The sequence below is a fragment of the Streptomyces sp. NBC_00012 genome (assembly GCF_045040875.1).
Lineage (GTDB): Bacteria > Actinomycetota > Actinomycetes > Streptomycetales > Streptomycetaceae > Streptomyces.
Genome location: NZ_CP108310.1, coordinates 869,165 through 891,219 on the forward strand (window position 1 = coordinate 869,165; position 22,055 = coordinate 891,219).

At 71.2% G+C, this 22,055-nt stretch carries 20 protein-coding genes and 1 pseudogene; 12 read left to right on the forward strand and 9 right to left on the reverse strand.

All coding sequences use genetic code 11. From position 1 onward, the window contains the following. The first annotated feature begins 64 nt into the window (after positions 1 to 64). From OHA19_RS43490 to OHA19_RS43505, 4 genes are all read left to right on the forward strand, one after another. On the forward strand, positions 65 to 538 hold the full coding sequence (locus OHA19_RS43490) for a hypothetical protein (protein WP_405722396.1): 474 nt from the start codon (positions 65 to 67) through the stop codon (positions 536 to 538). A 222-nt stretch (positions 539 to 760) separates the two neighbouring features. Next, on the forward strand, positions 761 to 3,676 hold the full coding sequence (locus tag OHA19_RS43495; RefSeq protein WP_331749130.1) for a BTAD domain-containing putative transcriptional regulator: 2,916 nt from the start codon (positions 761 to 763) through the stop codon (positions 3,674 to 3,676). A gap of 196 nt (positions 3,677 to 3,872) precedes the next feature. Further along, on the forward strand, positions 3,873 to 4,970 hold the full coding sequence (locus tag OHA19_RS43500) for a HesA/MoeB/ThiF family protein (protein ID WP_405753508.1): 1,098 nt from the start codon (positions 3,873 to 3,875) through the stop codon (positions 4,968 to 4,970). Beyond that, positions 4,967 to 6,214, forward strand: a complete 1,248-nt coding sequence (locus tag OHA19_RS43505; protein WP_331754601.1) for a hypothetical protein — start codon at positions 4,967 to 4,969, stop codon at positions 6,212 to 6,214. Before OHA19_RS43500 ends, OHA19_RS43505 begins: the two co-directional genes overlap by 4 nt. Before the next feature lie 393 nt (positions 6,215 to 6,607). Here OHA19_RS43505 and OHA19_RS43510 read toward each other — a convergent pair whose 3' ends face one another. The 5 genes and pseudogenes from OHA19_RS43510 to OHA19_RS43530 all read right to left on the reverse strand — a co-directional run bounded on the left by OHA19_RS43510 (position 6,608) and on the right by OHA19_RS43530 (position 10,484). Beyond that, complete coding sequence (locus OHA19_RS43510) at positions 6,608 to 7,261, reverse strand: hypothetical protein (RefSeq protein WP_331754602.1); 654 nt, start codon at positions 7,259 to 7,261, stop codon at positions 6,608 to 6,610. A 96-nt stretch (positions 7,262 to 7,357) separates the two neighbouring features. Then, positions 7,358 to 8,385 (reverse strand): annotated as a pseudogene (locus tag OHA19_RS43515) (aminoglycoside phosphotransferase family protein). Positions 8,386 to 8,441: 56 nt separating this feature from the next. After that, positions 8,442 to 9,083, reverse strand: coding sequence for a glyoxalase (locus tag OHA19_RS43520; RefSeq protein ID WP_331754604.1), 642 nt, complete (start codon positions 9,081 to 9,083; stop codon positions 8,442 to 8,444). Positions 9,084 to 9,162: 79 nt separating this feature from the next. Continuing rightward, complete coding sequence (locus tag OHA19_RS43525; protein WP_331750668.1) at positions 9,163 to 9,573, reverse strand: VOC family protein; 411 nt, start codon at positions 9,571 to 9,573, stop codon at positions 9,163 to 9,165. A 161-nt stretch (positions 9,574 to 9,734) separates the two neighbouring features. Next, positions 9,735 to 10,484 (reverse strand): dienelactone hydrolase family protein, encoded by a 750-nt coding sequence (locus OHA19_RS43530; protein ID WP_331750665.1) that lies wholly within the window; start codon positions 10,482 to 10,484, stop codon positions 9,735 to 9,737. Between the two features lie 360 nt (positions 10,485 to 10,844). Between OHA19_RS43530 and OHA19_RS43535 the strand changes: the two genes are divergently transcribed. Both OHA19_RS43535 and OHA19_RS43540 read left to right on the forward strand, forming a co-directional pair. Further along, entirely contained in the window at positions 10,845 to 11,450 is a 606-nt protein-coding gene (locus OHA19_RS43535) for a L,D-transpeptidase (protein ID WP_331749111.1), read from the forward strand. 258 nt (positions 11,451 to 11,708) lie between these two features. Then, complete coding sequence (locus tag OHA19_RS43540) at positions 11,709 to 12,686, forward strand: CorA family divalent cation transporter (RefSeq protein WP_405753510.1); 978 nt, start codon at positions 11,709 to 11,711, stop codon at positions 12,684 to 12,686. A 34-nt stretch (positions 12,687 to 12,720) separates the two neighbouring features. On the opposite strand, the gene OHA19_RS43545 is transcribed toward OHA19_RS43540, so the two are convergent. Continuing rightward, on the reverse strand, positions 12,721 to 13,329 hold the full coding sequence (locus OHA19_RS43545; protein ID WP_331749105.1) for a TetR/AcrR family transcriptional regulator: 609 nt from the start codon (positions 13,327 to 13,329) through the stop codon (positions 12,721 to 12,723). Between the two features lie 52 nt (positions 13,330 to 13,381). Here OHA19_RS43545 and OHA19_RS43550 point away from each other — a divergent pair, with 52 nt between their 5' ends. Together OHA19_RS43550 and OHA19_RS43555 are read left to right on the forward strand one after the other, a co-directional pair. Beyond that, positions 13,382 to 14,467 (forward strand): GNAT family protein, encoded by a 1,086-nt coding sequence (locus OHA19_RS43550; protein ID WP_331754607.1) that lies wholly within the window; start codon positions 13,382 to 13,384, stop codon positions 14,465 to 14,467. A 325-nt stretch (positions 14,468 to 14,792) separates the two neighbouring features. Then, positions 14,793 to 15,551, forward strand: coding sequence for an alpha/beta fold hydrolase (locus OHA19_RS43555; RefSeq protein ID WP_331749100.1), 759 nt, complete (start codon positions 14,793 to 14,795; stop codon positions 15,549 to 15,551). Between the two features lie 309 nt (positions 15,552 to 15,860). Here the strand turns inward: OHA19_RS43555 and OHA19_RS43560 are convergent, their stop codons facing one another. Continuing rightward, complete coding sequence (locus tag OHA19_RS43560) at positions 15,861 to 16,079, reverse strand: DUF5988 family protein (protein ID WP_331749097.1); 219 nt, start codon at positions 16,077 to 16,079, stop codon at positions 15,861 to 15,863. A 14-nt stretch (positions 16,080 to 16,093) separates the two neighbouring features. Next, positions 16,094 to 16,780, reverse strand: a complete 687-nt coding sequence (locus OHA19_RS43565; RefSeq protein ID WP_331749095.1) for a 4'-phosphopantetheinyl transferase superfamily protein — start codon at positions 16,778 to 16,780, stop codon at positions 16,094 to 16,096. Between the two features lie 171 nt (positions 16,781 to 16,951). Here OHA19_RS43565 and OHA19_RS43570 point away from each other — a divergent pair, with 171 nt between their 5' ends. Continuing rightward, on the forward strand, positions 16,952 to 17,965 hold the full coding sequence (locus tag OHA19_RS43570) for a 3-dehydroquinate synthase family protein (protein ID WP_331750663.1): 1,014 nt from the start codon (positions 16,952 to 16,954) through the stop codon (positions 17,963 to 17,965). Positions 17,966 to 18,092: 127 nt separating this feature from the next. After that, positions 18,093 to 18,527 carry a type II 3-dehydroquinate dehydratase gene (locus tag OHA19_RS43575; protein ID WP_331749092.1) on the forward strand — a complete coding sequence of 145 codons (435 nt, stop codon included), beginning with the start codon at positions 18,093 to 18,095 and terminating at the stop codon, positions 18,525 to 18,527. 98 nt (positions 18,528 to 18,625) lie between these two features. Here OHA19_RS43575 and OHA19_RS43580 read toward each other — a convergent pair whose 3' ends face one another. Continuing rightward, the gene (locus OHA19_RS43580) at positions 18,626 to 19,348 is read right to left on the reverse strand and encodes a VC0807 family protein (protein WP_331749089.1); all 723 of its coding nucleotides are present in this window, start codon (positions 19,346 to 19,348) and stop codon (positions 18,626 to 18,628) included. Positions 19,349 to 19,525: 177 nt separating this feature from the next. Here OHA19_RS43580 and OHA19_RS43585 point away from each other — a divergent pair, with 177 nt between their 5' ends. Beyond that, positions 19,526 to 21,415, forward strand: a complete 1,890-nt coding sequence (locus tag OHA19_RS43585) for a histidine kinase (RefSeq protein WP_331749085.1) — start codon at positions 19,526 to 19,528, stop codon at positions 21,413 to 21,415. Further along, positions 21,367 to 22,029: a response regulator transcription factor gene (locus OHA19_RS43590; RefSeq protein ID WP_331749082.1), complete on the forward strand. Its 663-nt coding sequence runs from the start codon at positions 21,367 to 21,369 to the stop codon at positions 22,027 to 22,029. The genes OHA19_RS43585 and OHA19_RS43590 overlap by 49 nt, the downstream gene beginning before the upstream one ends. Positions 22,030 to 22,055 lie beyond the last annotated feature (26 nt).

The window sequence follows — 22,055 nt, forward strand, 5'->3', positions numbered from 1 at the left end:
TCCGGGTGGGTTCGTGGCTGTGAGGCTGGCGCGGGCATCTGTCGGGCTGCGTAAATCCGGGGTTGTGATCAAGAACCTCGTGCGACGCGGCCTTCCCGCGCTCGCCCTCGCAGCACTGCCCGTCCTGGCCGCCGTTCCCGCCGCTGACGCCGCGGGAAGCAGCCATGCCGCCCGGAGCACGCAGACCCACGCGGCGCTGCGGAGCGACTCCCACTTCTACCCGCCCGCCACCCTCGGCAGGAACCAGGCCTGGACCTCCGGAAACGGCCGCACCATCCTGCGTGTCCAGAGCGACGGCAACGTCGTCGTCTACAAGGACAACCGTCCCGTCTGGCAGGCCCCGAACGTCTACCCCAACGCCGACCGCCTGGTCATGCAGGAGGACGGCAACCTCGTCGTCTACAACCGGGCGGGCGATCCGCTCTGGGCCGCCGGCACCTGGCACAAGGGTCGGTACCTCTCCGTCCAGGACGACGGCAACGTCGTCGTCTACGACAGCGCGAACCGGCCCGTCTGGGCCACCAACACCGGCGACTGAGCGACGCTCCGTGTACGGCAGGGGCCCGGACAGCCGTCCGGGCCCCTGCCCATGTCTTCCGCCGCCCTCCCCTGTCTTCCTCGACCTGCCCCGGCACAGGAAGAGGAGGGAGCAGAAGAGGGAGGAATTCCTCCGCCGGTCCACGCATCGGGAAAGGGACTGGTCACCTGCTCCCGCCAGTGGCAAGATCACCTGCCACAGGTCCAGAGCACGGGGGGTGCGATGCGCTTTCGGATCCTCGGGCCGCTCGAAGTGTTCGACGGCACCCACTGGCGTGGGATCTCCGCCGCCAAGCCCCGCACGCTGCTCGCCACCCTGCTGGTGCAGCGTGATGTCCCTGTGCCGACGGACCGGCTGGGGACGGAGTTGTGGGGTGAGCGTGAGCCCAAGGCCGCCGCCAATCTGATTCAGCAGTACGTGATGCGGCTGCGCCGCGAACTCGGGGACCGGCAGGGCCGGTTGCTGGTCACCCGGCCGCCCGGCTATCAGATGGTGCTGGCCGACGAGGGCGATGTGGACGCCGCCGCCTTCACCCGGCTCGGCGACTCGGGCCGCGCGGCGCTGGCGGCCGGCGATGCGGAACGGGCGGCGGGTCTGCTCGCCCAGGCGCTCGCGCTGTGGCGCGGACCCGTGCTCGCCGATGTGCCGACCGGGCCGCTGGTGGAGGCGGAGGCCGCGCGGCTGGCCGAGCAGCGGCTCGACGTCCTTCAGTCCCGGGTCGAAGCCGACCTGACCTGCGGCCGGCATGCCGCGCTGGTGCCGGAGCTTCGGCAGTCGGTGCGCGAGCACCCGCTCCGGGAAGGGCTCTGGGGTCAGCTGATGCTGGCGCTGTACCGGTCGGGGCGGCAGGCGGAGGCGCTCGGCGCCTATCGGGAGGTGCACCGGCTGCTGGCCGACGAGCTGAGCATCGAGCCGTCCGCCCCCCTGTGCGATCTGCAACTGCGCATGCTGCGCGGCGACCCTCGGCTCGACCTCCCCGAGCCCGAGGCCGGGACCAAACCCGGGACCAAGCCCGAGCCCGAGGCCGGGACCGAGGCCGGGACCGGGAGCCGACCCGGACGCGGGACCGGGCGTCGGCCCGAGTCGCGGCCGTCCGAGGGGGCCGCCCATGCCGGGCAGCCGTCGAACGCACCGCGCCAACTGCCCGCCGCTGTAGGCGGGTTCGCCGGGCGGCGGGCCGAGCTGCGGCTGCTGGACGGGCTGCCCGACGACGCGGCCGCCGGGCCGGGCCCGGCCATCTGCGTGATCGCCGGCACCGCGGGCGCGGGAAAGACCACTCTGGCGTTGCACTGGGCGCACCGCGCGGCGCCGCACTTCCCGGACGGCCAGTTGTACGTGAACCTGCACGGTTTCGCCCCCGCCACCGGGCCGATGCCGCCCGGTGAGGCGATTCGCGGCTTCCTGGAAGCGCTGTCGGTGGCACCGGAGCGGATCCCGGACTCGCTGGAGGCGCGGGCGGCGCTGCTGCGCACCGAGACCGCCGGCCGCCGCCTGCTGTTCGTACTCGACAACGCCGGCGACGCGGCCCAGGTCCGCCCGCTGCTCCCGGGCAGCGCCGGCTGTGCCGTGGTCGTCACCAGTCGCAGCCAGCTGGCCGGTCTCGCCGTCACCGACGGCGCCCTGTTGCTCTCCCTCGACGTGCTGCCCCGCGAGGAGGCACGCGAACTGCTGGTCGCCCGGCTCGGTACGGACCGGGTGGCCGCGGAGCCGGAGCCGGTGGCCGAGCTGATCGACCTGTGCGCCCGCCTGCCGCTGGCGCTCGCCGTGACCGCCGCCCGCGCCGCCGGCCGGCCCGGGTTCGCGCTGAGCGCGGTGGTGGCCGAACTGCGCGACGCCAAGGGGCGGTTGGAGGCGCTGGACGCCGGTGAGGGGGTGAGCAGCGTACGGGCGGTGTTCTCGTGGTCGTATCGTCGGCTGGACTCCGGCACGGCCCGGGTGTTCCGGCTGCTCGGGCTGCACCCCGGCCGGGATGTCGCCGCGCCCGCGGTGGCGGCACTGGCCTGCCTGCCCGTACGGGAGGCCGCCGCGGCGCTGACCGCGCTGGCCCGCGTACATCTGATCGCCGAGCACCGTCCCGGCCGGTACTCCTTCCACGACCTGCTGCGCGCCTACGCCACCGATCTGACGGCGGCCGAGGATCCCGAGGCCGATCGCGCCGCGGCGCTGCACCGCCTGTTCGACCACTGCCTGCACTCCGCGCGCGCCGCCCGGGGGCACCTCGCCCCGGCCCGCAGCGAGGTGCCGCTGCCGCCACCGGTGTCCGGCTCCGTGCCCCACCACCCGGAGGGGTACGAGCAGGCGATGGCGTGGTTCGAGGCGGAGCACGCCGTGCTGCTCGAGGTCACGGACGCGTCGGGCCCGGCCGGTTTCGACGGCCATGCCTGGCAACTCCCACTCGCCATGGCGGACTTCCTCCACCTCAGCGGCCGCTGGCACGACTGGGTGACCACTCAGCGGACAGCCATCGTGGCGGCCCGGAAGCAGGGCGACCGCGCCGGGACGGCCCTGTGTCACTGCGAGTCGGGCCGGGCCGCGATCCGGATGAGACGGTACACAGAGGCTGACCAGGAGCTGTTGCGGGCCCTGGAACTCCAGCGTGGGCTGGGCGATCTGACGGCGCAGGCCGACACGTTGCGGACGCTCGCCTGGTCGTCCGAGCAGCAGGGCGACTACCGCGCCGCCCTCCACCGCGTCGCGCAGGTGCTGGAACTCCAGCGGGCGGTCGGCAACCTGGCCGGGCAGGCCGGTGCGCTGAACAACCTCGGCTGGTGCCTCACTCACCTGGGCGACCACGAGAAGGCACTCACCCGCTGCCGCGAGGCGCTGCGGCTGCACCGTGCCGGAGGCAGCCTGCTGGGGGAGGCGTACGTCTGGGAAACCCTCGGCTTCATCCATCACGCCATGGCGCAGTACGCCGAGGCCGTCGACAGCTACCGCCAGTGCCGGGACGGGTTCCGCCGGTTCGGCAACCGCTACGGCGAGGCGGACGCGTTGCGCAGCCTCGGCGAGAGCCTCCGCGCGGCCGGTGACCAGGAGGCCGCCGGGGATGCCTGGCGCGACGCCCTCGTGATCCTCGACGAGCTTGAGCACCCGGACGCGGACGTGGTGCGCGGGCTGTTGCGGACGACGGCGGGCTGAACCCGGCGGACGGTGAGTGAACGCAACGTGCCGGCGAGATCGGGGCGGTACGCCGACGGAATCGGGGCGGCGCACCGACGGAATCGGGGCGGTACGCGAGCAAAAGCGCCGCTAAAGCGAGAGTTCAGCCTTGTCCCGCAGGGTTTCGGCCACACCCGGACGTCCGGTGTCTGCTGAGGCCGAAAGCGAGTGGTTGATGCGTGTCGCGCTCAAGGAGTGCTCCTGGCAAGCGGTGGGAGAGAACCTAGTCATCGTCTTCGACCCCCGCGAGTCGATCACCTTGGAGGACCCCGAGGGGAGGATCGCGGCGCTCCTTGCCGCGCTGGGAGTCGATCCGCGGAGCATCCCCGAGCTGCGCGCCGCACTCGCCGCCCAGGGCGTCGACGTGACCGAGGAGGAGCTCGGCAGGGGCATCGAGGGGCTGGCCGGCCTGGGGCTGATCGAGTGCGCGGAGGGCAGGCGCACCGACGATCCGGTGGTGGACGAGCGGCACTTCTCCAACCTCGCGTTCTTCGGTACCTTCGCCGGCCTCGACCGGCACCGCACCGATTTCCTGCGGCGGGTGCGCGACGCGCATGTCCTGGTGCTCGGCGTGGGCGGCGGCGGTTCCTCGCTGGTGCAGTGTCTGGCGGGTCTCGGTGTCGGCAGGCTGACGCTGCTGGACCACGACCGGGTCGAATCCCGCAACTTCGCCCGGCAGTTCCTCTACCGGCACGAGGACATCGGCCATTCGAAGGTCGAGCGCGCCAGGGCCTGGGTCCAGGCGTACGACCCGGACATCGAGGTGCGCACCGTCGACCGCTGGGTGGCCGGTCCCGAGGACCTCGCCGACGTCGTCGACGGCATCGATCTGATCGCGGGTGGCCTGGACGGGCATCCCGACGCCGGGCTGTGGGTGAACGAGGCCGCCGTCCGGGCCGGTGTGCCGATGGTGGCCGGCGGTGCCACCCGCACGCTGCTCTCGTACATCTCCGTGAACCCCGGTGTGAGCCCCTGCCTGGCCTGCGAGTTCTCGGAGCGGCCGGCGGAGGGCACCGCATCGGCGGCCGCGGAGGACATCGTGTACGGCATGCGGACCACCAACCCGCTCATCGGTCCGGTGGCCATGCAGGTCGGCTCGCTGATCGCGCTGGAGAGCCTGCGATACCTGACCGGGTTCCAGGAGCCGCTGGCCGCCGGTGCCCGGATCCGCCTCGACCTGCGCGACGGTCTGGCGGGCACCCGGGTGCCGTTCCCCGATGTTCCCGACTGCCCGGTGTGCGCACTGGCCCCGGCGCGGGTGGCCGCGGCATGACCGGGGCATCCGAGGTGTCCGAGGCGTCCGGGCCCACGCGTGCGACCGTGCGGCTGCGGCCGTTGAGCATGGTGACCGAGGGCGAGGACGAAGTCCTGGTGGGCGATCCCGCGACCGGGCAGTTCATCACCATCCCGAGGGTCGGCGGCGTGGTCATCGAGGCCCTGCAACGCGGGGCGACGGCCGCCGAAGCCGCCGCCGAAGCCGAGGAGTTCGCCGGCCAACCCGTAGATGTGCCATCCTTCGTCGACACCCTGCGCGAGCTCGGCTTCCTCGACGAGGGGCAGCAGAGCGAACCGGTCCGCTCGGCCCCCGTGCAGGGCAGGCGGTGGCTGAGCGGCATCCGCCAGGAGGCCGTACGGCCCTTCTTCGGACGCGTGGCCTGGAGCTGCTACGCCGCGTGCGCATTGTTCGCGCTCGCCGTGTTCGTGTTCCGGCCGGGCCTCTTCCCGGACCCGTCCGCCGATGCGTTCGTCGTGGACGACATCGGCCTCGGCAGCCTGATCCTCATCCCGCTCGCCACGGTCGCCACCGCGATCCATGAGCTGGGGCACTGGTTCGGGGCCCGCGCCCTCGGTCTGGGGGCCAGGTTCGGCATGGACCGGCGGATGGGGTTCCTGCTGGTCTTCGAGACCGACCTGACCCAGGTGTGGACCGTCCCGAGGCGCCGGAGATACGGGCCGCTGCTCGCCGGTCTCGCCCTCGACGCGGTGCTGCTCGCCGGGCCGTTGGCGGTGCGGCTGCTGATCGACACCGGCGTGTGGGCGGCGCCGGACCTGATCGACGCGGTCCTCGCCACATGGATCTACGTGAAGCTCACCGCGATGCTCTGGCAGTGCATGGTCTTCCTGCGCACGGACCTTTACGCGGTGCTGGTCAACGCGCTGGGCTGCCGCAATCTGTGGCGGGTCTCGACGCTGATGCTCCGGCGCGCGGTCCATCGGCTGGACGCTGCCGGGGCCGCCGAACTGGCCGACGCGCATCCGGCCGACGTGCGGGCCGGCCGCTGGTTCCGCTGGGTGCGGTTCCTCGGAGCCGTGGTGACGGTGGCCTGGGCGGGGCTCTTCCTGGCGCCCTTCGCACGGGAGGTGCTGGGCTGGGCCGCCGACCGGATCGGTGAAGGCCCGGCGACCGGCCGGTTCTGGTGGGCGCTGCTGTGCACCGGGGTGTATCTGACCCCCTTCATTCTGCCCGCGGCTCTCTCGGCCCGTGAGTACGCACGGCGACTCACGGCGAGAGCCTGACCCGCGGGTCATGGTCCGCCCTGCCCGGACCACCGGCGCAGGGGATCAAATCCGACTACGAGGAGGTGAATCGCATGGAGATCAAGGTCCGCAAGGTCGAGGACGTGAAGGCCACGGGGCTTCAGGTCTGAACGGTCCGTGAGGGAGGGGAAGGGCTCGACGGTCGTTCTCCTCTCCCACGATCGTGAGAGATCACTGCCTCCGAGCAGATCGTCCGGCCGGACTGCGGTCCGGCCGGACGTCGCCCCGGTCCGAGGGACAGGGGACGAAGGACGCCGAGACACGGTTGAGCGGCACCGGTCGAGGCGCCGACGGCATGTGCCGGGCCCAGCCGCCTCCGGCGTTATTTGCAGGGCCCGGTGTCTCCGGCCGCGGCCGCCCGGGACGATCCGGCTACCCGCCCGGATTCGGATGGGGCCGACCCTCCGATGTGCCCGTGCGCCCGGTGAGCTGTCCGTCGGCCCTCACGCGCTTCGCGGCCCGGTAGCGGTGGACGGCCCGGCCGGCGCCGATCACCAGGACCGTCCAGATGAGGGCCTCGGCCAGAACGGTTTCCCACGCGGGGGCGGGGCCCGGCCGGGGCGGCATCATGATCATCTGCGCGGCGCCGCCCACGGGCACCGTCAGCCCGGCGAGCAGACCGGTCACGCCGGGGCGCTCGATGGCCGCGCCCACCACACCCAGGACGGAGCCGAACAGCACGCTCGCCACCCACCACATGAGCATCTCCGGCCAGTACAGGGCGAGCGGTTCGTCCCGTACCGACGCGTCCATCGGGTAGTACGCCGCCGTGGCCGCGACCAGTGCCACCGCCCCGGCCACGGCGCCCCGCGTCCATGTCTTCGCCGGCCACCCCATCACCACGGCCAGCGCGGCCCATGCCCACCCGAGGCCGACGAGAAGGCTGAGCACCTTGGCGATGCTGCCCCAAACCGTGCCCGCCAGTGGGGCGCCGAGTGTGGTGTACGGCGAGGCGAGCGCGTTGGCGAGCGAGACAGCCACACCGAACCCGGCCCCTGCCGCCAGGCTCATAAGGACACGCACCATGATCTTCACTCCATGAGCATACTCAGTATGCTCATGGTGCTCGGACGCCCCGGGCTCCAATGGCCGATGTACGCGGCCACCCGGGCAGGAAGCCGGCTACGGGCGCTGTGACGGGACCGGTTGGAGCTTGGGCCAGCGGGCGAGCATGCTTCGGCGCATGTCCGTGCTGAGCCTGCTCAGGCCGCTCAGGTCGGCGCGGTCGGCGGTCAGCAGACCGACGACGCCGAGCCGGTGGACGAGGCGCTGCCGGGCGGTCACGGTGCCCCACTTCCAGTCCCGGTTCGGGATCCGGGCCAGGTGGTCGGTGGTTCCGCGACGGGCTCTCGCGACCAGTGCGTCGCCCCGTATCAGCCAGCCCGCGCACGCGTCGGCGAGGTCGTCGTGGAGTTCGGTGCCGGTCGCGGTGTGCCATGCCGTGCGGTAGGCGGCCTCCGCCCGGTCCAGCAGCGGGGCGGGGGCCGTGGTGACGCACCAGCAGGTCGAACGCCGATGCGCAGATAGGCGAGTTCCACCAGCCCGCTGCCCAACGATGCCTGCTCGAAGTCGATGAACCTGACCCCGTCGGCGGTGTGCAGGTCGTTGCCGGGGCACGGATCCCCGTGCAGCAGGGCGTGCCCCGGGGCCCGGCCGAGCCGGTGCACGAGCTCGTCGAGCTCGCCGGACACGCCGGGCGCGACGGGAACCCCGAGCGCCTCGGCCAGCCCGAGGAAGGACTCCGCGTCGGCCCCGTCCGGACCCTGCCAACGGGGAAGCGATCCGGCGTCCTCGGGGCGGGCAACGGCATGCAGCCTGGCCAGTGCCGAGGCGTAGCCGACGATCCAGTCACCGGACGGGCGCCGGTGGTCCAGATGCTCCAGGACCATCACCCGCTCGCCGGGATCGGCGCCCAGCAGCGCGGGCACCAGGGGTGTGCCGGACCGGGCGCCGAGCCGCAACGCGGTCAGCTCGCGGGCGTACCGCTCCTCGGCGTCGGGCCCGTCGACGCTCTGCTTCACCACCGCCGGTCCCCCGGCCAGCTCCACGCGCCACACACGTGAGCGCGGGCTGCTGGCCAGACGCCGGGAGCGCCGGGGTACGCCCAGTTCCGCCCGTAATCCGTCCCCGAACGGGAGTCGCGACCACATGGGGCTCATCCTTCCACGCGGGTGGGCGTGGAAGGATGAGCCCCCGGCACGCGAAGTCACGCCCGGTGGTGATCGACCGAACCGGCCAGCGAGGCGGCCTCCCACGCGAACCCGTCCGGGTCGGTGAACGGACCGGCGTCGCCGCCGATCAGGAGCCCGTGCGTCCCGGTGCCTTCGGGAGAGACGCCGAGGTCCTTGGCCAGGGCGCGGCGCCGGTACAGCGCCAGCTTGACGGGACTCTCCCCGGCCGCGAACTCGGCGTACACACGACTGAAGCTCTTCGCCACGGCGAGGCCCCGGCCCACGTAGAACCGCTTGCTCGCGATCACGTCCGCGACTCCCAGCAGGAGCACGATCTCGTCGATCTGCCGGGTGGCGGGGCCGCTGTCCTTCTTCGCCGAGGTCGCGATCTTCCAGATCGTCCCGTCCGGGGACTGTACGACGCCGCCGTAGCCCCAGAACGACTTCGCGACAGGCTTCAGCGCCGTGGCGCCCGCGTCGAGTGCGGCGTCGATGAGGCTGTTCACGTCGGCCGGCTGGGACACCGTGAGCGCGAGCGTGAATCCGCGGAAGCCGGTGGTGGCGGCTTGCGAGGCGCGCAGGCGGATCTGGGTGTCCAGGCCGAAGGCGGTGGCGTAGAAGCGGTGGGCGGCCGCGGGGTCGGCCACCTCAAGGGTCACGGTTTCGATGGTTGCCATGTCCCTCACGCTAGTTACGGCCCGGCGACCGGTGCTTCTCGATTCCTGACCGGTTCGGTCCGGGCCGCCGCCGGACGGCTCAGCGCACTTCCTGGATGCGTACCAGGTTGCCCGCGGGGTCGCGGAAGGCGCAGTCGCGGATGCCGTACGGCTGCTCGGTCGGTTCCTGGACGACCTCGCCCTCGGCGGCCCGCACCTGCTCGAAGGTGCCGTCGAGGTCGCGGGTGGCCAGCAGGATCCAGCCGTACGTGCCCTTGGCCATCATCTCGGCGATGGTGCGGCGCTCGTCCTCGGTGACCCCGGGGTCGGCGGCCGGGGGTGCCAGCAGGATGGATGTGCCGGGCTGGTCGACGGGGCCGACCGTGATCCAGCGCATCTTGCCCTGCCCGACGTCGGCGCGTACCTCGAAGCCGAGGACGTCGCGGTAGAAGACCAGGGACGCTTCCGGGTCGTCGTGCGGAAGGAAGCTCGTGTGAATGGAGATGTCCATAGCGATCATGCTAGGGCCTCTCGTTTGGATCAGGCCGGAGTCGCGGGACTGGGGGTCACGCGATCCGCCAGGGATTACGGGGCGGTCCTCGGGTGCGGCTCCGCGAACCGCACCTCGCGTTCCCGCCCGGTGGCCGAAGTCCCCGTCCCCGAGTCGGAGCCTCAGTTCTTGGCCAGGGTGCGGTCGAGGAGGGGGAGCAGGCGGTCCCAGTGGCGCTGCATCGCGGCAGCGTCGAAGGCGTCGGTGTCGGCCATGGTGAAGCCGTGGACGCTGCCGGGGTAGATCTCGCAGGTGTGGCCGACGCCTGCGGCGTCCAGGGCCCGGCCGAGCTCGCTGATGTCCTCGGGCGACATGTCGTCCTCGGCGAGACCGAGGTGGACCTCGGCCTTGAGTCCGGTGGCGAGACGGTGCGGGCTGTCCGGCGCGTCGGTGACCAGGGCGCTGGGGTGGAATCCGGCGACGGCGGCCACCCGGTCGGGGTGGGCCGCCCCGGTGCGCATCGCCAGGGCGGCACCCAGGCAGTAGCCGGTCGTGGCGACCGGTCCGGCGCCGACCTCGGGCTGGTCGGTGAGGAATCCGAGATAGGCGTCGGCGTCACGCAGGACGCGTTCGGCGGTGTGCTCCTTCATCAAGGGCACCAGTCGGCCGAACAGCGCGGGCCGGGACTCCGCATCGATGTGGCCGGGAAGTTCGACCACCGGTGCGGGGCCGCTGCGGTAGAAGACGTTGGGGACGAGCACGTAGTACCCGTGGCCGGCCAGTTCGCGGGCCATCTCCTCCAGCACCGGACGCAATCCGAAGGCGTCCATGTACAGCAGCACTCCCGGGTGCTGCCCGCCACCATCGGGGTAGGCGGCGAAAGCGTCGGCCTGACCGTCTTCGGTGGGAATCTGCAGTGTCTTGGTGGGCATGGGTACGAACCGTAGCAGCGGCGATCGGTCCGAACACAGCTGTGTCCAGCCGTCTTTGGCGGTGGTGGCGGTGCTCGGGGCGTACACATGGTTGCCCGGCACCGGGTGCGCCGGCCGGTCTCCCGCTCCGGGCCCGCCCCGTGCCCACGACACGATCACTCCGCGTCCGGTATGCATCCGGCGTGCATGGGCGCAGGCCGGAGCGGTGCACGAGGCATGCATGAGGGCATGCATGACCGCCCATCGGCGCATCGCCGCCGGGCGTTCCGTACCGCTTCCCCGAGGGCCCATGGTTGGGTCCACGGCGCCCCGGAATCCCGGGACCTGCCGATCCACCGCCCCTTGAAGGAGCAGTCACCCATGTCCGCAACCTCTCCCCTGCGTGTCCGTGCCGCCGCCATCGGTCTGAGCGTCATGGCGCTGATGACGGTTGCCGCCGTCACCGCCCCGAGCGGTCAGGCCGCCGCCGCGGCCGGTGACCGGCCTGCCGTCGCCGGTGCCGCCGTCACCACCTTGAAGTTCGTCCGGAACTCCGCCGACCCGCAGAACTCGCGGCTGCTGGTGGTACGCGACAACAGGACGCAGGCCGTCTTCCGCGCCGGCTCCGGACTCGGCCGGAACCACGCCAAGGGCCGCGACGAATGCGCCTCGGCCAAGGGATGGCTGCCCGCGGGCACCTACACCGTCGGCGCCCGGCAGACCCGCTACAACGGCAACCTCATCAAGGGCTACGTCATCCCCCTGAGCAACAAGACGTGCAAGAACGGCCGGACCACACGTACGGAACTCTTCATCCACAGCGAGATGACCCGTACCGGCGGGCAGGGCGGCATCGAGAGCCGGCGCTGGGACGGCGTGGGCGACTACAAGTCCGCAGGTTGCATCAAGCTCGCCCCGGAGGACATCAAGAAGCTGTTCCGCAACCTCGGCCGGGGCGCGGCGCCCAAGCATCTCGTCGTCGTCTGACACCGGGAGCGGGTGTGTTCCGGGCTGCGGCCCGGGGCACACCGCTGCTGTCCGCGCCCCGTCAGCGGGCGTGCCCATACGTGGTCCGCCGCCATGTCATCCTCATGGGCCACGTCATTCTCGCGGTCCGCGTCATCCTCGTGGTCGGCGCGTACGCCCGGCCCGGCGCGCCTCCCGCCCCGAAGATGGGTCCGAGTGCGGATCCGAATCCGGTCTCATGACCCCGGTGGCCCATGGCGAGGGACGATGATCGTATCGATGGTGTCGATGCCGGAAGGCACCGTCACTCATACCCATGTGTCGGAGGCACGTGAGCGTCTGGCGGCATCCCGCTTCCTGCTCGTGGACATCGAGCTGCCCGAGGAGGAACCGCCCGACGAACAGCCGGTCGCCCACCTGCTCGGGCTGGAGGCCGAGGACGTGGCGTGGCTCGGCAGGGCGGGCGAACCCTCGCGGGTCGAGTTCCTCGGGGAAAGCGCCGCGTTCGTCGTGCCCGTGGTCCAGGCGGAGCGGATCACGCATGTCCACGCCTTCGTGACCGAGCGGTACCTGATCACGGTGCACCGCGGTCCGGCCGAACCGGTCAGGACCCTCACCGCCAGACTGCCGCGCGAAAGGCCGCCCGACAGTGTGGCCATGCTGTTCCTGCTGCTGGAGGAGGCCCTGGACACCTTCCGCCGGTCCGCCGTGCAGGCCCTGCTGGAGGTGGAGGACCTGGAGGACGAGATGTTCCAGCGCCGGGGCCCCCAGCACGTCTACCGTCTGGCACGACTACGGCGGCGCGGGGCGCTCCTGCACCACGCGCTGCTGCCCTATCTTCAGGTGACGGACGAGATCTTCACCCGCCGGATGATGAACCCCGGATTCCCCGAGGAGCGCCAGAAGCTCGCTCGCGACTACCAGCACACGGCGAGGCTGGTGCTCACGGACATCGAGTCGCTGCAGAACTCCGCCCGCCGCGCCTTCGCCAGTTACTCCTCGCTGGTGTCCGGCGAACAGAACAGCGTGATCAACCGGCTGGCGATCGTGTCGACGATCTTTCTGCCGCTGACCTTCCTGACCGGGTTCTTCGGCATGAACTTCAGCTACCTGACCGACGAGCTGGAGAGCAGAGACATCTTCTGGCTGCTCGCCGTGGGACTGCAGGCGGTGTTCCTGCTCATCGCCCTCTACGCGCTGCACCGCACCCGCATCTGGCGGAGGCTGCGCGACGACGAGGGCATGAACGACCGATAGCGGAGTCCGCGCACCCGGAGCCACCGGCATGGGCTCATCGCCGCGCGGGCCGGGCCGATGCGATCGAGGCGAGGAAGTCCTCGAGCATGGCGATCTGTACGTCCTCGGGGAACCGGCCGGGGTCGAAGAGGGCCTGGACGACGAGTCCGTGGGTGAACGCGACCGCGGTGGCGGCGAGCTGCTCCGGGTCGGCGGCTTCGGGGACTTCGCCCAGACCGCGCGCGGCCTCGAAGTGCGGGCGGAGCGTCGAACGCATCCGGGTGTAGCGGTCGGCCTGGTCCGTGGCCAGCCCGTCGTCGGCGAGGGCCAGATCCCAGGAGCTGACCCAGATGCGGTTGCGGGCGGAGTCGTCCGCGGTCAACGGCAGGATGTCCAGCAGCATGGCCCGCACGGTGGCCAGGCCCTCGGTCGGACGGTCGCGGCGCGGACGTTCCGCGGTGCGCTTCTCCAGCAGGTCCAGGGCATGCGCGATCAAGGCCCGCTTGGTCGGGAAGTAGTGCATGAGCATCCCGGTCGAGACGCCCATCGCGGCCGCCACGGCACGCAGCGTCAGCCCGCCGAACCCCTTGTCGGCGAGTACGTGCCACACCGCCCGGGATACGTCGTCACGGCGTGCTTCACGGTCTCCGGGTGCGGGCGGCATGCTGCTACCTTACGTACCGAACGCTTGTTACGTACCCAGGGACGAGGTATCCGTGTTCACACTGCCGCTCGGCGACACCGCTCGACTCCGCCCTCTGGAGCCCCGGCACGCGCAGGAGTTCCTCGCCCATATCGACCGCGCACGGCCGCATGTGGACCCCTGGATACCCTGGGCGACCTTCAGTACGGACCTCGCCTCGGCCACCGCCGTCCTCCAGCGTTACGCCGACAAGCAGGCCCAGGACACCGCCCGGATCTACGGCGTCTGGCTGGACGGCACGCTGGTCGGCGGCGTCATGTTCACGCGCTTCGACAGCGCTTCCGGAGTCTGTGAGGTCGGCTGCTGGCTGGAGGCGGCCGGTGAGGGCCGGGGGCTGGTGACCCGGGCGTGCCGGGCGCTGATCGACTGGGCTTTCTCGGAGCGCGGGATGAGCCGGGTCGAATGGTGGGCCTCGGCGGGCAATACCCGAAGCATCGAAGTCGCGCGCAGGCTCGGGATGACCCGTGACGGTGTGCTGCGGAAGCACACCGCGTACCGGGGCGTGCGGCGCGACATCGAGGTCTGGTCGGTCCTCTCCGACGAGTGGCCCCCCGCGGGTGCCTCCCTCGCGGGAGAAGCACCCTCGATGGAGGTAACCGCCCCCGGGGTCAAGGCCGAACCCGGGTCCGAGGTCGAAACAGAAGCCGAGGTCGAAGCCGAAGCCGAGGTCAAGGCCGAACTCGACCGGCTGATGCACGCATTCCTCGGCGCGTTCACCAATACCAGCGGCGGCCGGCCGAACCTCGATGCCGTCCGCGAGGTGTTCATCCCGCAGGGGACGATCATCGCGAACACCGGCAGCACTCGCAGCACCGGCAGCACCGCGGGCATCCGCGCCGAGCCGGTGGTCTACGACCTCGAATCCTTCATCGGCCCCCGGGAGAAGATGCTCACCGACGGGACGCTGACCGAGTTCTCCGAATGGGAGGTCACCGAGCGGACCGAGGTCTTCGGATCCATCGCGCACCGGTTCAGCGAATACCGTAAGTCCGGCATCCGCGACGGCGAGCGGTTCGAGGGCTCCGGGCGCAAGACGGTCCAGTTCGTTCGGACGCCCACCGGCTGGCGGATGAGCTCGATGGCCTGGGAAGACGTGTAGGCACTTCCTCGTCCGGGGCAGCCCTTGGCAACAGCCGCTGCGCCAGGTGGACTTGCGCGGCCTGCTCCGCGGTCGGTCCGAAGACCCGGCATCGAATTCCACCGGATCCACCGGGTTCTCCACGCGCGCGGTGCTCGCGGGGGCGTGCCGCGCCGGACACCGGGCCACGCGTTCCCGACCTCCCCTATACCGAACGGACACAACCCCTGCAACACAGGGGTTGTGTCCGTTCGGCACGACCCGGCAGGCTGGTCCGTGACTCCCGCTCGCCGTGCGGGCAGGCGCGACCGCCCTCCTCGACCGGCAGCACGTGAAAGGACTTCGGGTGACCGCGAGCCTCACCGACACCAACCTGTGGATCCGTCGATTCCACCCGGCCCAGGACGCGCCGGCGAGGCTTCTGTGCCTGCCGCACGCCGGAGGCTCCGCGCCGTTCTACTTCCCCGTCTCGAAGGCGCTTTCGCCCGATGTCGACGTGCTCGCCGTGCAGTACCCGGGCCGCCAGGACCGCCGCACCGAGCCGTGCATCGAGTCCCTCCCCGAACTGGCCGACGCACTGGTCGAGCAGGTCCTGCCGTGGACCGACCGGCCGCTCGCGCTGTTCGGGCACAGCATGGGCGCCTCGCTCGCGTTCGAGCTCGCGCTGCGTCTGGAGGAGCGGGGGACGGTACCGCTGGTGGTGTTCGCCTCCGGGCGGCGCGCGCCGTCCCGGCACCGGGACGAGACCGTCCACCTGCGCGACGACGACGGCATGGTCACCGAGCTGCGTGCGCTCAGCGGCACCGACGCCCAGGTGTTCGGCGACGAGGAACTGCTGCGCATGGTGCTGCCCGCGATCCGCAGCGACTACAAGGCCGCCGAGACCTACCGGCACACGGCGGGCGCCCGCCTCGCCGCCCCCATCCATGTGCACGTGGGCGCCGACGACCCGAAGGCCACGCTGGACGAGGCCCGTGCCTGGGGCGAGCACACGAAGAGCGACTTCGAGATGCACACCTATCCGGGCGGACACTTCTACCTGAACAACCACGCACCGAGTGTCATATCCACGGTTTCCCAGAAGATTTCCGCGCTGCTTCCGTAACGCGCAACTTCTGCAACGCACCTTCCCTGACACGCCTTCCGTAACGCGCTGCTTCCGTAGGCGGATTCGAGCGCATCAGGCCCGCGCCCATGGTGGCCGGCTCCTGTTCCGCCTGCGGTTCCTGCCGCTGCCACAGCCGCTTCCGCTGCCGAAGGGCATGCCCGGGCAACCGGCGGCGGTACGGAAGGGCACACAAGCAGCTGGGCATCGCCGATCCGGCCGAAGGCCGGAACGGGTTCGGGCGCACCGCCGTGCGGCGGTGCGCCCGAACCCGTTCCGGCCCCGAGGATCCGTCGGCCGCGAACCGTGTCACTCGGCGAGCTTGGTACCCCCCACCCAGATGAACACCCGCAGCTGCATGCCGTCGTGGATCTCGTTCTCGGTGGTCGGTTCGAAGTGTTCGTAGCGATTGCCCTGCAACAGCTTCAGCTTGTCGTCGGTGTTCTCCACGTAACGAATGCGCTGATTATCCGTCAGATAGGGTGAGGCGCCACCCCGGAGAATCACATTCGGTTCGACGGTATTCATACGGTTTCCTCTCCTCAAAGGCCGCTGTCAACAGACGAGCCGCTCGCAACCGACAACGCGATCGCTGTCACCACGAGACCATTTTCGGTAATCCACCGCCCTGCGATCTCCCGGGGGAAATCCTGAGCACTCCGCACATGAGGGAGCAGTCGTGCGGAGAACGTGCCGTCCGCCGGATCGAAGCCGATCAACGCGTCCTCGAATTCCAGCGGGCGGCGCGCAAGGGGATACCAGGTCTTGTAGACGCTCTCCTTGGCGCTGAAGAGCAGCCTGTCCCAGCGCACTTCGGGCGCATCGGCGAGCAGTTCCTTGACCATGACCTGCTCTGCGGGGAGCGCCACCGCCTCCAGGACACCGTCCGGCAGCGGCAGGTTGGGCTCCGCGTCGATGCCCACCGAGGCCAGCTCGGAGACCTTGCCGACGGCCGCGGCACGGTAGCCGCGGCAGTGTGTGATGCTGCCCCTGACCGCGCGAGGCCAGACAGGAGCTCCTCTGGCTCCTTGGAGCACGGGCTGTGGGACGGAGTATCCGAGGCGCGCGAGTGCCTGGCGCGCACAGTACCGTCCAGAGGTGAACTCACGGCGCCGCAATTCCACCGAGTCGCATATGAGAGCCTCCTCCTCGGGGAATAGCGTGGCTTCCGCCGGATCCTCGAACGTTTCGTACGAGGCGACCTGAGTCGGCAATATCTTCTCAAGCATTGACTTTCCTCAGGGAGCGATTTTGAGCAGCGTATTTGCCGCCCCACCGGGGGCGGTACCCCTATGCCACCCCTGGCTTCCCCGATACATGTTCTGTCGTACTCGCCGATGCTGCATGCTCGGTGGAGGCGATCCGCCGACGGGGCCGACCAGAGGAGTCTTCAAGTGTCCATGACCCACAGGCGGATCGAGGTCGCGCTCGGCGAACGCTCGTACGCCGTCCGCATCGGTGCGGGGGTGCGCCACACGCTTTCCGAGGTCGTCGCCGAACTGGGCGCCAGGCGGGTCGCCGTGGTGTCCGCGCGGCCGGCGGACTGGGTACCCGATCCCGGGGTGCCCGCCCTGATGCTCGCGGCCAGGGACGGCGAGGAGGACAAGACGCTGGCGACGGTGGAGGAACTGTGCCGCCGTTTCGCCGAGTTCGGCCTGACCCGGTCGGACGCCGTCGTCTCCTGCGGCGGCGGCACGACCACCGACTCGGTCGGTCTCGCCGCCGCGCTCTACCACCGCGGCGTACCAGTGATCCATCTTCCGACGTCGCTGCTGGCGCAGGTGGACGCGAGCGTCGGCGGGAAGACCGCGGTGAACCTGCCCGAGGGCAAGAACCTGGTCGGCGCGTACTGGCAGCCGAAGGCCGTGCTGTGCGACACCGACTATCTGGAGACGCTGCCGGAGCGGGAGTGGGTCAACGGCTACGGCGAGATCGCGCGCTGTCACTTCATCGGCGCGGGCGATCTGCGGTCGCTGCCGCTGCACGAACAGATCGCCGCGAGCGTGGCCCTCAAGGCGTCGGTCGTGACCGCCGACGAGCGGGACGCGGGCCGCCGGCACATCCTCAACTACGGCCACACGCTGGGTCATGCGCTGGAGCGGGCGACGGACTACGCGCTGCGGCACGGCGAGGGCGTCGCCATCGGCACGGTCTTCGCGGGCCGGCTCGCGGGGGCGCTCGGCCGGATCGACGCGGCGCGCGTCGCCGAGCACCTGGATGTCGTACGCGGCTACTCGCTGCCCACCGAGATTCCCAGCGGCCTCGCCCCGGACCGGCTCATCGCTCTGATGCGGCTCGACAAGAAGGCCACGAGCGGTCTGTCGTTCGTCCTGGACGGCGCCCGCGGACCCGAGCTCGTGCACGACGTCCCGGAGGCCACCGTCGCCGGGATCCTGGCCTCGGCGACCCCCTAGGTCCCCCCTGAACACCCCACACTTGGCGGCGCGCGGACCGGTGAGGGACCTCGGCAGGGCACGGTGTGACCACTAGGGAACACTGCCGGGTCCTGCGGGGCGCCGGTCCGAGCACGCGGAGCGCATCGTGAGCAGACTGCTTCTCCTCAACGGGCCCAACCTGGGGATCCTCGGCCAACGCGAGCCCGAGGTGTACGGGAAGGCGACGCTGGCCGACATCGAGACGGCTGTGGCGGAGGAGGTGAAGAGCAGCGGCTGGGACGTGGTGTCCGTCCAGCGCGAGTCCGAGGGCGAGCTGATCCAGGCCGTCCAGAGCAACTACGACACCGTCGGCGCGATCGTGAACCCCGGCGCCCTGATGATCGCCGGCTGGAGCCTGCGGGACGCGCTCGCCAACTACCCGCGCCCCTGGATCGAGGTCCATCTGTCCAATGTGTGGGCGCGGGAGCAGTTCCGGCACGATTCGGTGATCGCGCCACTGGCCAGCGGCATCGTCGTGGGGCTCGGGGCGTACGGGTACGAACTGGCGGCCCGCGCCCTGGTGAACCTGACAAGGGATTGACCCGTCCGGGCGCCACCACATGAGTTACGGGGGTGGACCCAAGTGGTGAAGACGCCCGGACGGGAGTGTGGGGGATGCTCCGCGAGGTGCGCGGGAGCTCAGACGGAGCTCGGCCTGCCGAGCCGCGCGGAGAGGCGCTTGGCGTACGCCTTGCTGAACTGCACGACCGCGATCAGCATCACGACCAGCAGTCCCGTGCCGAGGAGCGGCACGCTGTCGACCGGCAGCGTGTAGGCCATCACCACTCGGCCCGCGGCGTCGATCAGGAATGCGGCTCCCCATGCGGCGGTCATCAGGCGCATGGCCTTGCGGAACTCCGGTGAGTTCTCCCAGTCCTCCCGCCAGGAGCGCGCGGTGGCCTCCGGCAGGATCTGGATGGTCGCCGCGTAGAGGAAGGGCCGCTTGGCCAGCAGGGTGCTGAGCATCCAGAGGCCGACGAGCGCGGTGAAGTAGCTCTCCCTGGCCAGGACGAGTCTGGGGTCTCCGGTGAGCAGCGACACCAGTGTGCTGGTGACGATGATGCTCAGGGAGAAGAGCGTGGTCCGCTCCACCTTGCGCTCTCTGACCACCTGGTACACGAGGCGGGCCAGTGGCAGGGCACCGCTGATCACCAGGGCGAGCCACTGGTTCATGTCCAGCATCCGCAGGCCGTAGTAGAGAAGGAGCGGAAGCGCGATGTCGAGGGCGGTGACCTTGATCAGCATGGTGCGCGGGTTGCGTTCCGCGCTCTGCGGTGTGGCTGCGGCCGCTGCCTCCTCGGTCCGCGGCTCCATGTCGGCCTGCGTCGCGCCGTCCGTCCGCTGCGGCCGTTCTGTCGCCACCGGGGACTCCTCCCTGTCGTGCTGCTGTTCCGTGCTTGCTTCGTTCCTCAAGTTATGTGCTGGGAGTGGCTGTCCGGAATGCAGTCACGAGCACAGTGGGGGTGCAGAAAACTGCACCCCCACCGGCGCCTCCCCGGCCGTGCCAGACTGGAGATCCACACGGACTGCGGAGGTGCGGTGACCGGCGACGTCAGACCTGCCGTCAGCTCCTGGCCCCACCGGCACGGGCCCGCGCCGGCTCGCGGGGCGGCACTGGCCGCCCTCTCCGCCGTGGGACTGCTGTGTTTCGTGCCGATGGCCGTGGCGGCCGCTCTCGGTGCCGGCGGCGCGGTGCTGGGTCTGCGCCGGCTGCCGCTGCTGCGCCGCCGGCTGGCCGGCGCCTGGTCCGGGGTGGATATCCCCGCGCCGTACGCACCGCCGGTATCGGCCCCGCTGCCCCGCGAGGGCGGCTGGTACCGCCAGGGCCGACGGCTGTACGCGTCCGACAAGGCCGCCCTGCGCAAGCGGCGGGCCCGGCAGGTCTCCCGGGACCGGGCGACGCTGCGGGATCTGGTGTGGCTGCTGGTCGACCCCCTGCTGTGCGCGCCCGTGGCGCTGCTGCCCGCCGCTCTGGTGGGCTGCGGGCTCGCGGGGCTCACTTCCCTGCTGTGGTGGCAGGTGTCCTGGCCGGCGCTCGGGGCGGCGGTGCTCGGTGTGCCGCTGGTGCTCCTGGGCTTCGCCGCCGGGCCCCAGGCGCTGCGGGCGCACGGCCGTCTGACGAAGCGCCTGCTGTCGCCCGTCGGACTGCCGGGCGGCCGAGGGGCGGGTTGGTGGACGTGGCCGCGGCGAGCCGCTCAGGGCCTGGGCGCGGCCGTCCTGCTGTGTCTGCTCGCGCTGTGCGGATTCCTGCTGGCCCTGCTCCAGCTGGTGGCGCTGGTCCTCTCGGTGCCTCTGGGGCTGGTGCCCGTCTTCGCGTGGGCGGTCGGGCCGAGCCGGCGGCTGACCGGGCTGTGGCGGGGGCTGCTGCACGAGTGGGCCGGGGCGGACATCCCCGCGCCGTACCGGCCGGTCCCCGACCCGCCGGCCCAGCGCGCGGACGGCCATTACGCGTACGGCAGGCAGCTGCACAGCAATCCGATCCTGCCCAGGTGGCTGACCACCCGGCGCCGGCTGCTCGGCGACCCCGCGACCTGGCGGGACCTGCTGTGGCTGCTCCTCAATCCGTTCGTCTGTGCGGTGCTGCTGCTCGGCCCGGCGGCCGTGGTCGCGCTGGTGGTGCGGTGGGGTGCCGACGGGCCGGGCCTCGCGCTCGCCGTGCCGCCCGCGGTGCTCGCCGTGTGGGTGACGCCGTACGCCCTGCGCGGCCTGGTCGCGTGGAGCGCGCTGCTGCTCGCGCCGACCAGGAGGTCCCAGCTCACCCTGCGCGTCGAACAGCTGACCGTGACGCGGGCGGAGGCCTCCGGCGTCCAGGCCGCAGAGCTGCGCAGGATCGAGCGGGATCTGCACGACGGGGCGCAGACGCGGCTGGTCGCCATCGGCATGACGCTGCGGGCCATCGAGCGGCGCCTGGACGGGCAGTCGGCCGAGCTGCTCGAAATGGTGGCCGACGCGCGTGAGAACTCGGCCGCGGCCCTCGCCGATCTGCGCGCGCTGGTGCGCGGGGTGCATCCGCCGGTACTGGCCGAGCGGGGGCTGGCGGACGCCGTGCGCGCGCTGGCACTCGCCCATCCGCTGGCGGTGGACGTGAGCGCCGATCTGCCCGGCAGACCGGCGCCGCCCGTGGCGGCGTGCGCGTACTTCTCGGTGAGCGAGGCTCTGTCGAACGCCGCCAAGCACTCGGGCGCCGAACGGATACGCGTCGTCCTGCGCCATGCGGCGGGCGCGCTGTGGATCACCGTGACCGACGACGGCCGCGGTGGCGCGGATCCGACGCTGGGCAGTGGGCTGCGGGGCATCCAGCGGCGGCTCGCTACCTTTGACGGTCTGCTAGACGTGGCCTCCCCTCCCGGCGGCCCCACCACCTTGACCATGGAGTTGCCGTGCGTGTTGTCCTCGGCGAGGACCAGTACCTCCTCAGGAAGGGACTGACCCATCTACTGGAGGACCACGGTTTCGAGATGGCCGCCGTGGTCGACAACGGCCCCGATCTGTTGACGGCGCTGCTCGAACACCGGCCCGATGTGGCCCTCGTCGATGTGCGGTTGCCTCCCACGTTCACCGACGAAGGACTGCGGGCGGCGCTCGCGGCCCGCAAGGAGCTGCCAGGGCTGCCGGTCCTGGTGCTTTCGCAGTATGTGGAGCAGTTGTACGCGCGCGAGCTGCTCGCGGACGGGCGGGGCGGGATCGGCTATCTGCTCAAGGACCGTGTCTTCGACGACGACGAGTTCATCGGCTCGGTGCGCCGGGTGGCGGCCGGCGGCACGGCCATGGATCCGGAAGTGGTGGCCCAGCTGGTCGGTTCCGGCGGGCCGCGCAGTCCGCTGGCGGCGCTGACGGAACGGGAGCGGGAAGTGCTCGCGCTCATGGCGGAAGGCAGGTCCAACGGGGCCATCTCGAAGCGGCTGTTCCTCAGCGACAGCGCGGTGAGCAAGCACACGGCCGGCATCTTCGCCAAATTGGACCTGCCGCAGTCCGACCATGACAACCGGCGAGTGCTGGCCGTGATCGCCTATCTCAGGAACGACCATGACACGCAGGAGTAGAACGCGGTGACACGGCCCCCGAGAGC

Excerpts from the sequence above, each read along its gene's own strand:
- OHA19_RS43540 (WP_405753510.1), top strand. The coding sequence starts at position 11,709 with ATGGTGTCGATGCCGGAAGGCACCGTCACTCATACCCATGTGTCGGAG.
- OHA19_RS43510 (WP_331754602.1), bottom strand. The coding sequence starts at position 7,261 with ATGGTGCGTGTCCTTATGAGCCTGGCGGCAGGGGCCGGGTTCGGTGTG.
- OHA19_RS43505 (WP_331754601.1), top strand. The coding sequence starts at position 4,967 with ATGACCGGGGCATCCGAGGTGTCCGAGGCGTCCGGGCCCACGCGTGCG.
- OHA19_RS43545 (WP_331749105.1), bottom strand. The coding sequence starts at position 13,329 with ATGCCGCCCGCACCCGGAGACCGTGAAGCACGCCGTGACGACGTATCC.
- OHA19_RS43525 (WP_331750668.1), bottom strand. The coding sequence starts at position 9,573 with ATGGACATCTCCATTCACACGAGCTTCCTTCCGCACGACGACCCGGAA.
- OHA19_RS43495 (WP_331749130.1), top strand. The coding sequence starts at position 761 with ATGCGCTTTCGGATCCTCGGGCCGCTCGAAGTGTTCGACGGCACCCAC.
- OHA19_RS43530 (WP_331750665.1), bottom strand. The coding sequence starts at position 10,484 with ATGCCCACCAAGACACTGCAGATTCCCACCGAAGACGGTCAGGCCGAC.
- OHA19_RS43565 (WP_331749095.1), bottom strand. The coding sequence starts at position 16,780 with ATGCTTGAGAAGATATTGCCGACTCAGGTCGCCTCGTACGAAACGTTC.
- OHA19_RS43500 (WP_405753508.1), top strand. The coding sequence starts at position 3,873 with ATGCGTGTCGCGCTCAAGGAGTGCTCCTGGCAAGCGGTGGGAGAGAAC.
- OHA19_RS43560 (WP_331749097.1), bottom strand. The coding sequence starts at position 16,079 with ATGAATACCGTCGAACCGAATGTGATTCTCCGGGGTGGCGCCTCACCC.
- OHA19_RS43535 (WP_331749111.1), top strand. The coding sequence starts at position 10,845 with ATGTCCGCAACCTCTCCCCTGCGTGTCCGTGCCGCCGCCATCGGTCTG.
- OHA19_RS43570 (WP_331750663.1), top strand. The coding sequence starts at position 16,952 with ATGACCCACAGGCGGATCGAGGTCGCGCTCGGCGAACGCTCGTACGCC.
- OHA19_RS43520 (WP_331754604.1), bottom strand. The coding sequence starts at position 9,083 with ATGGCAACCATCGAAACCGTGACCCTTGAGGTGGCCGACCCCGCGGCC.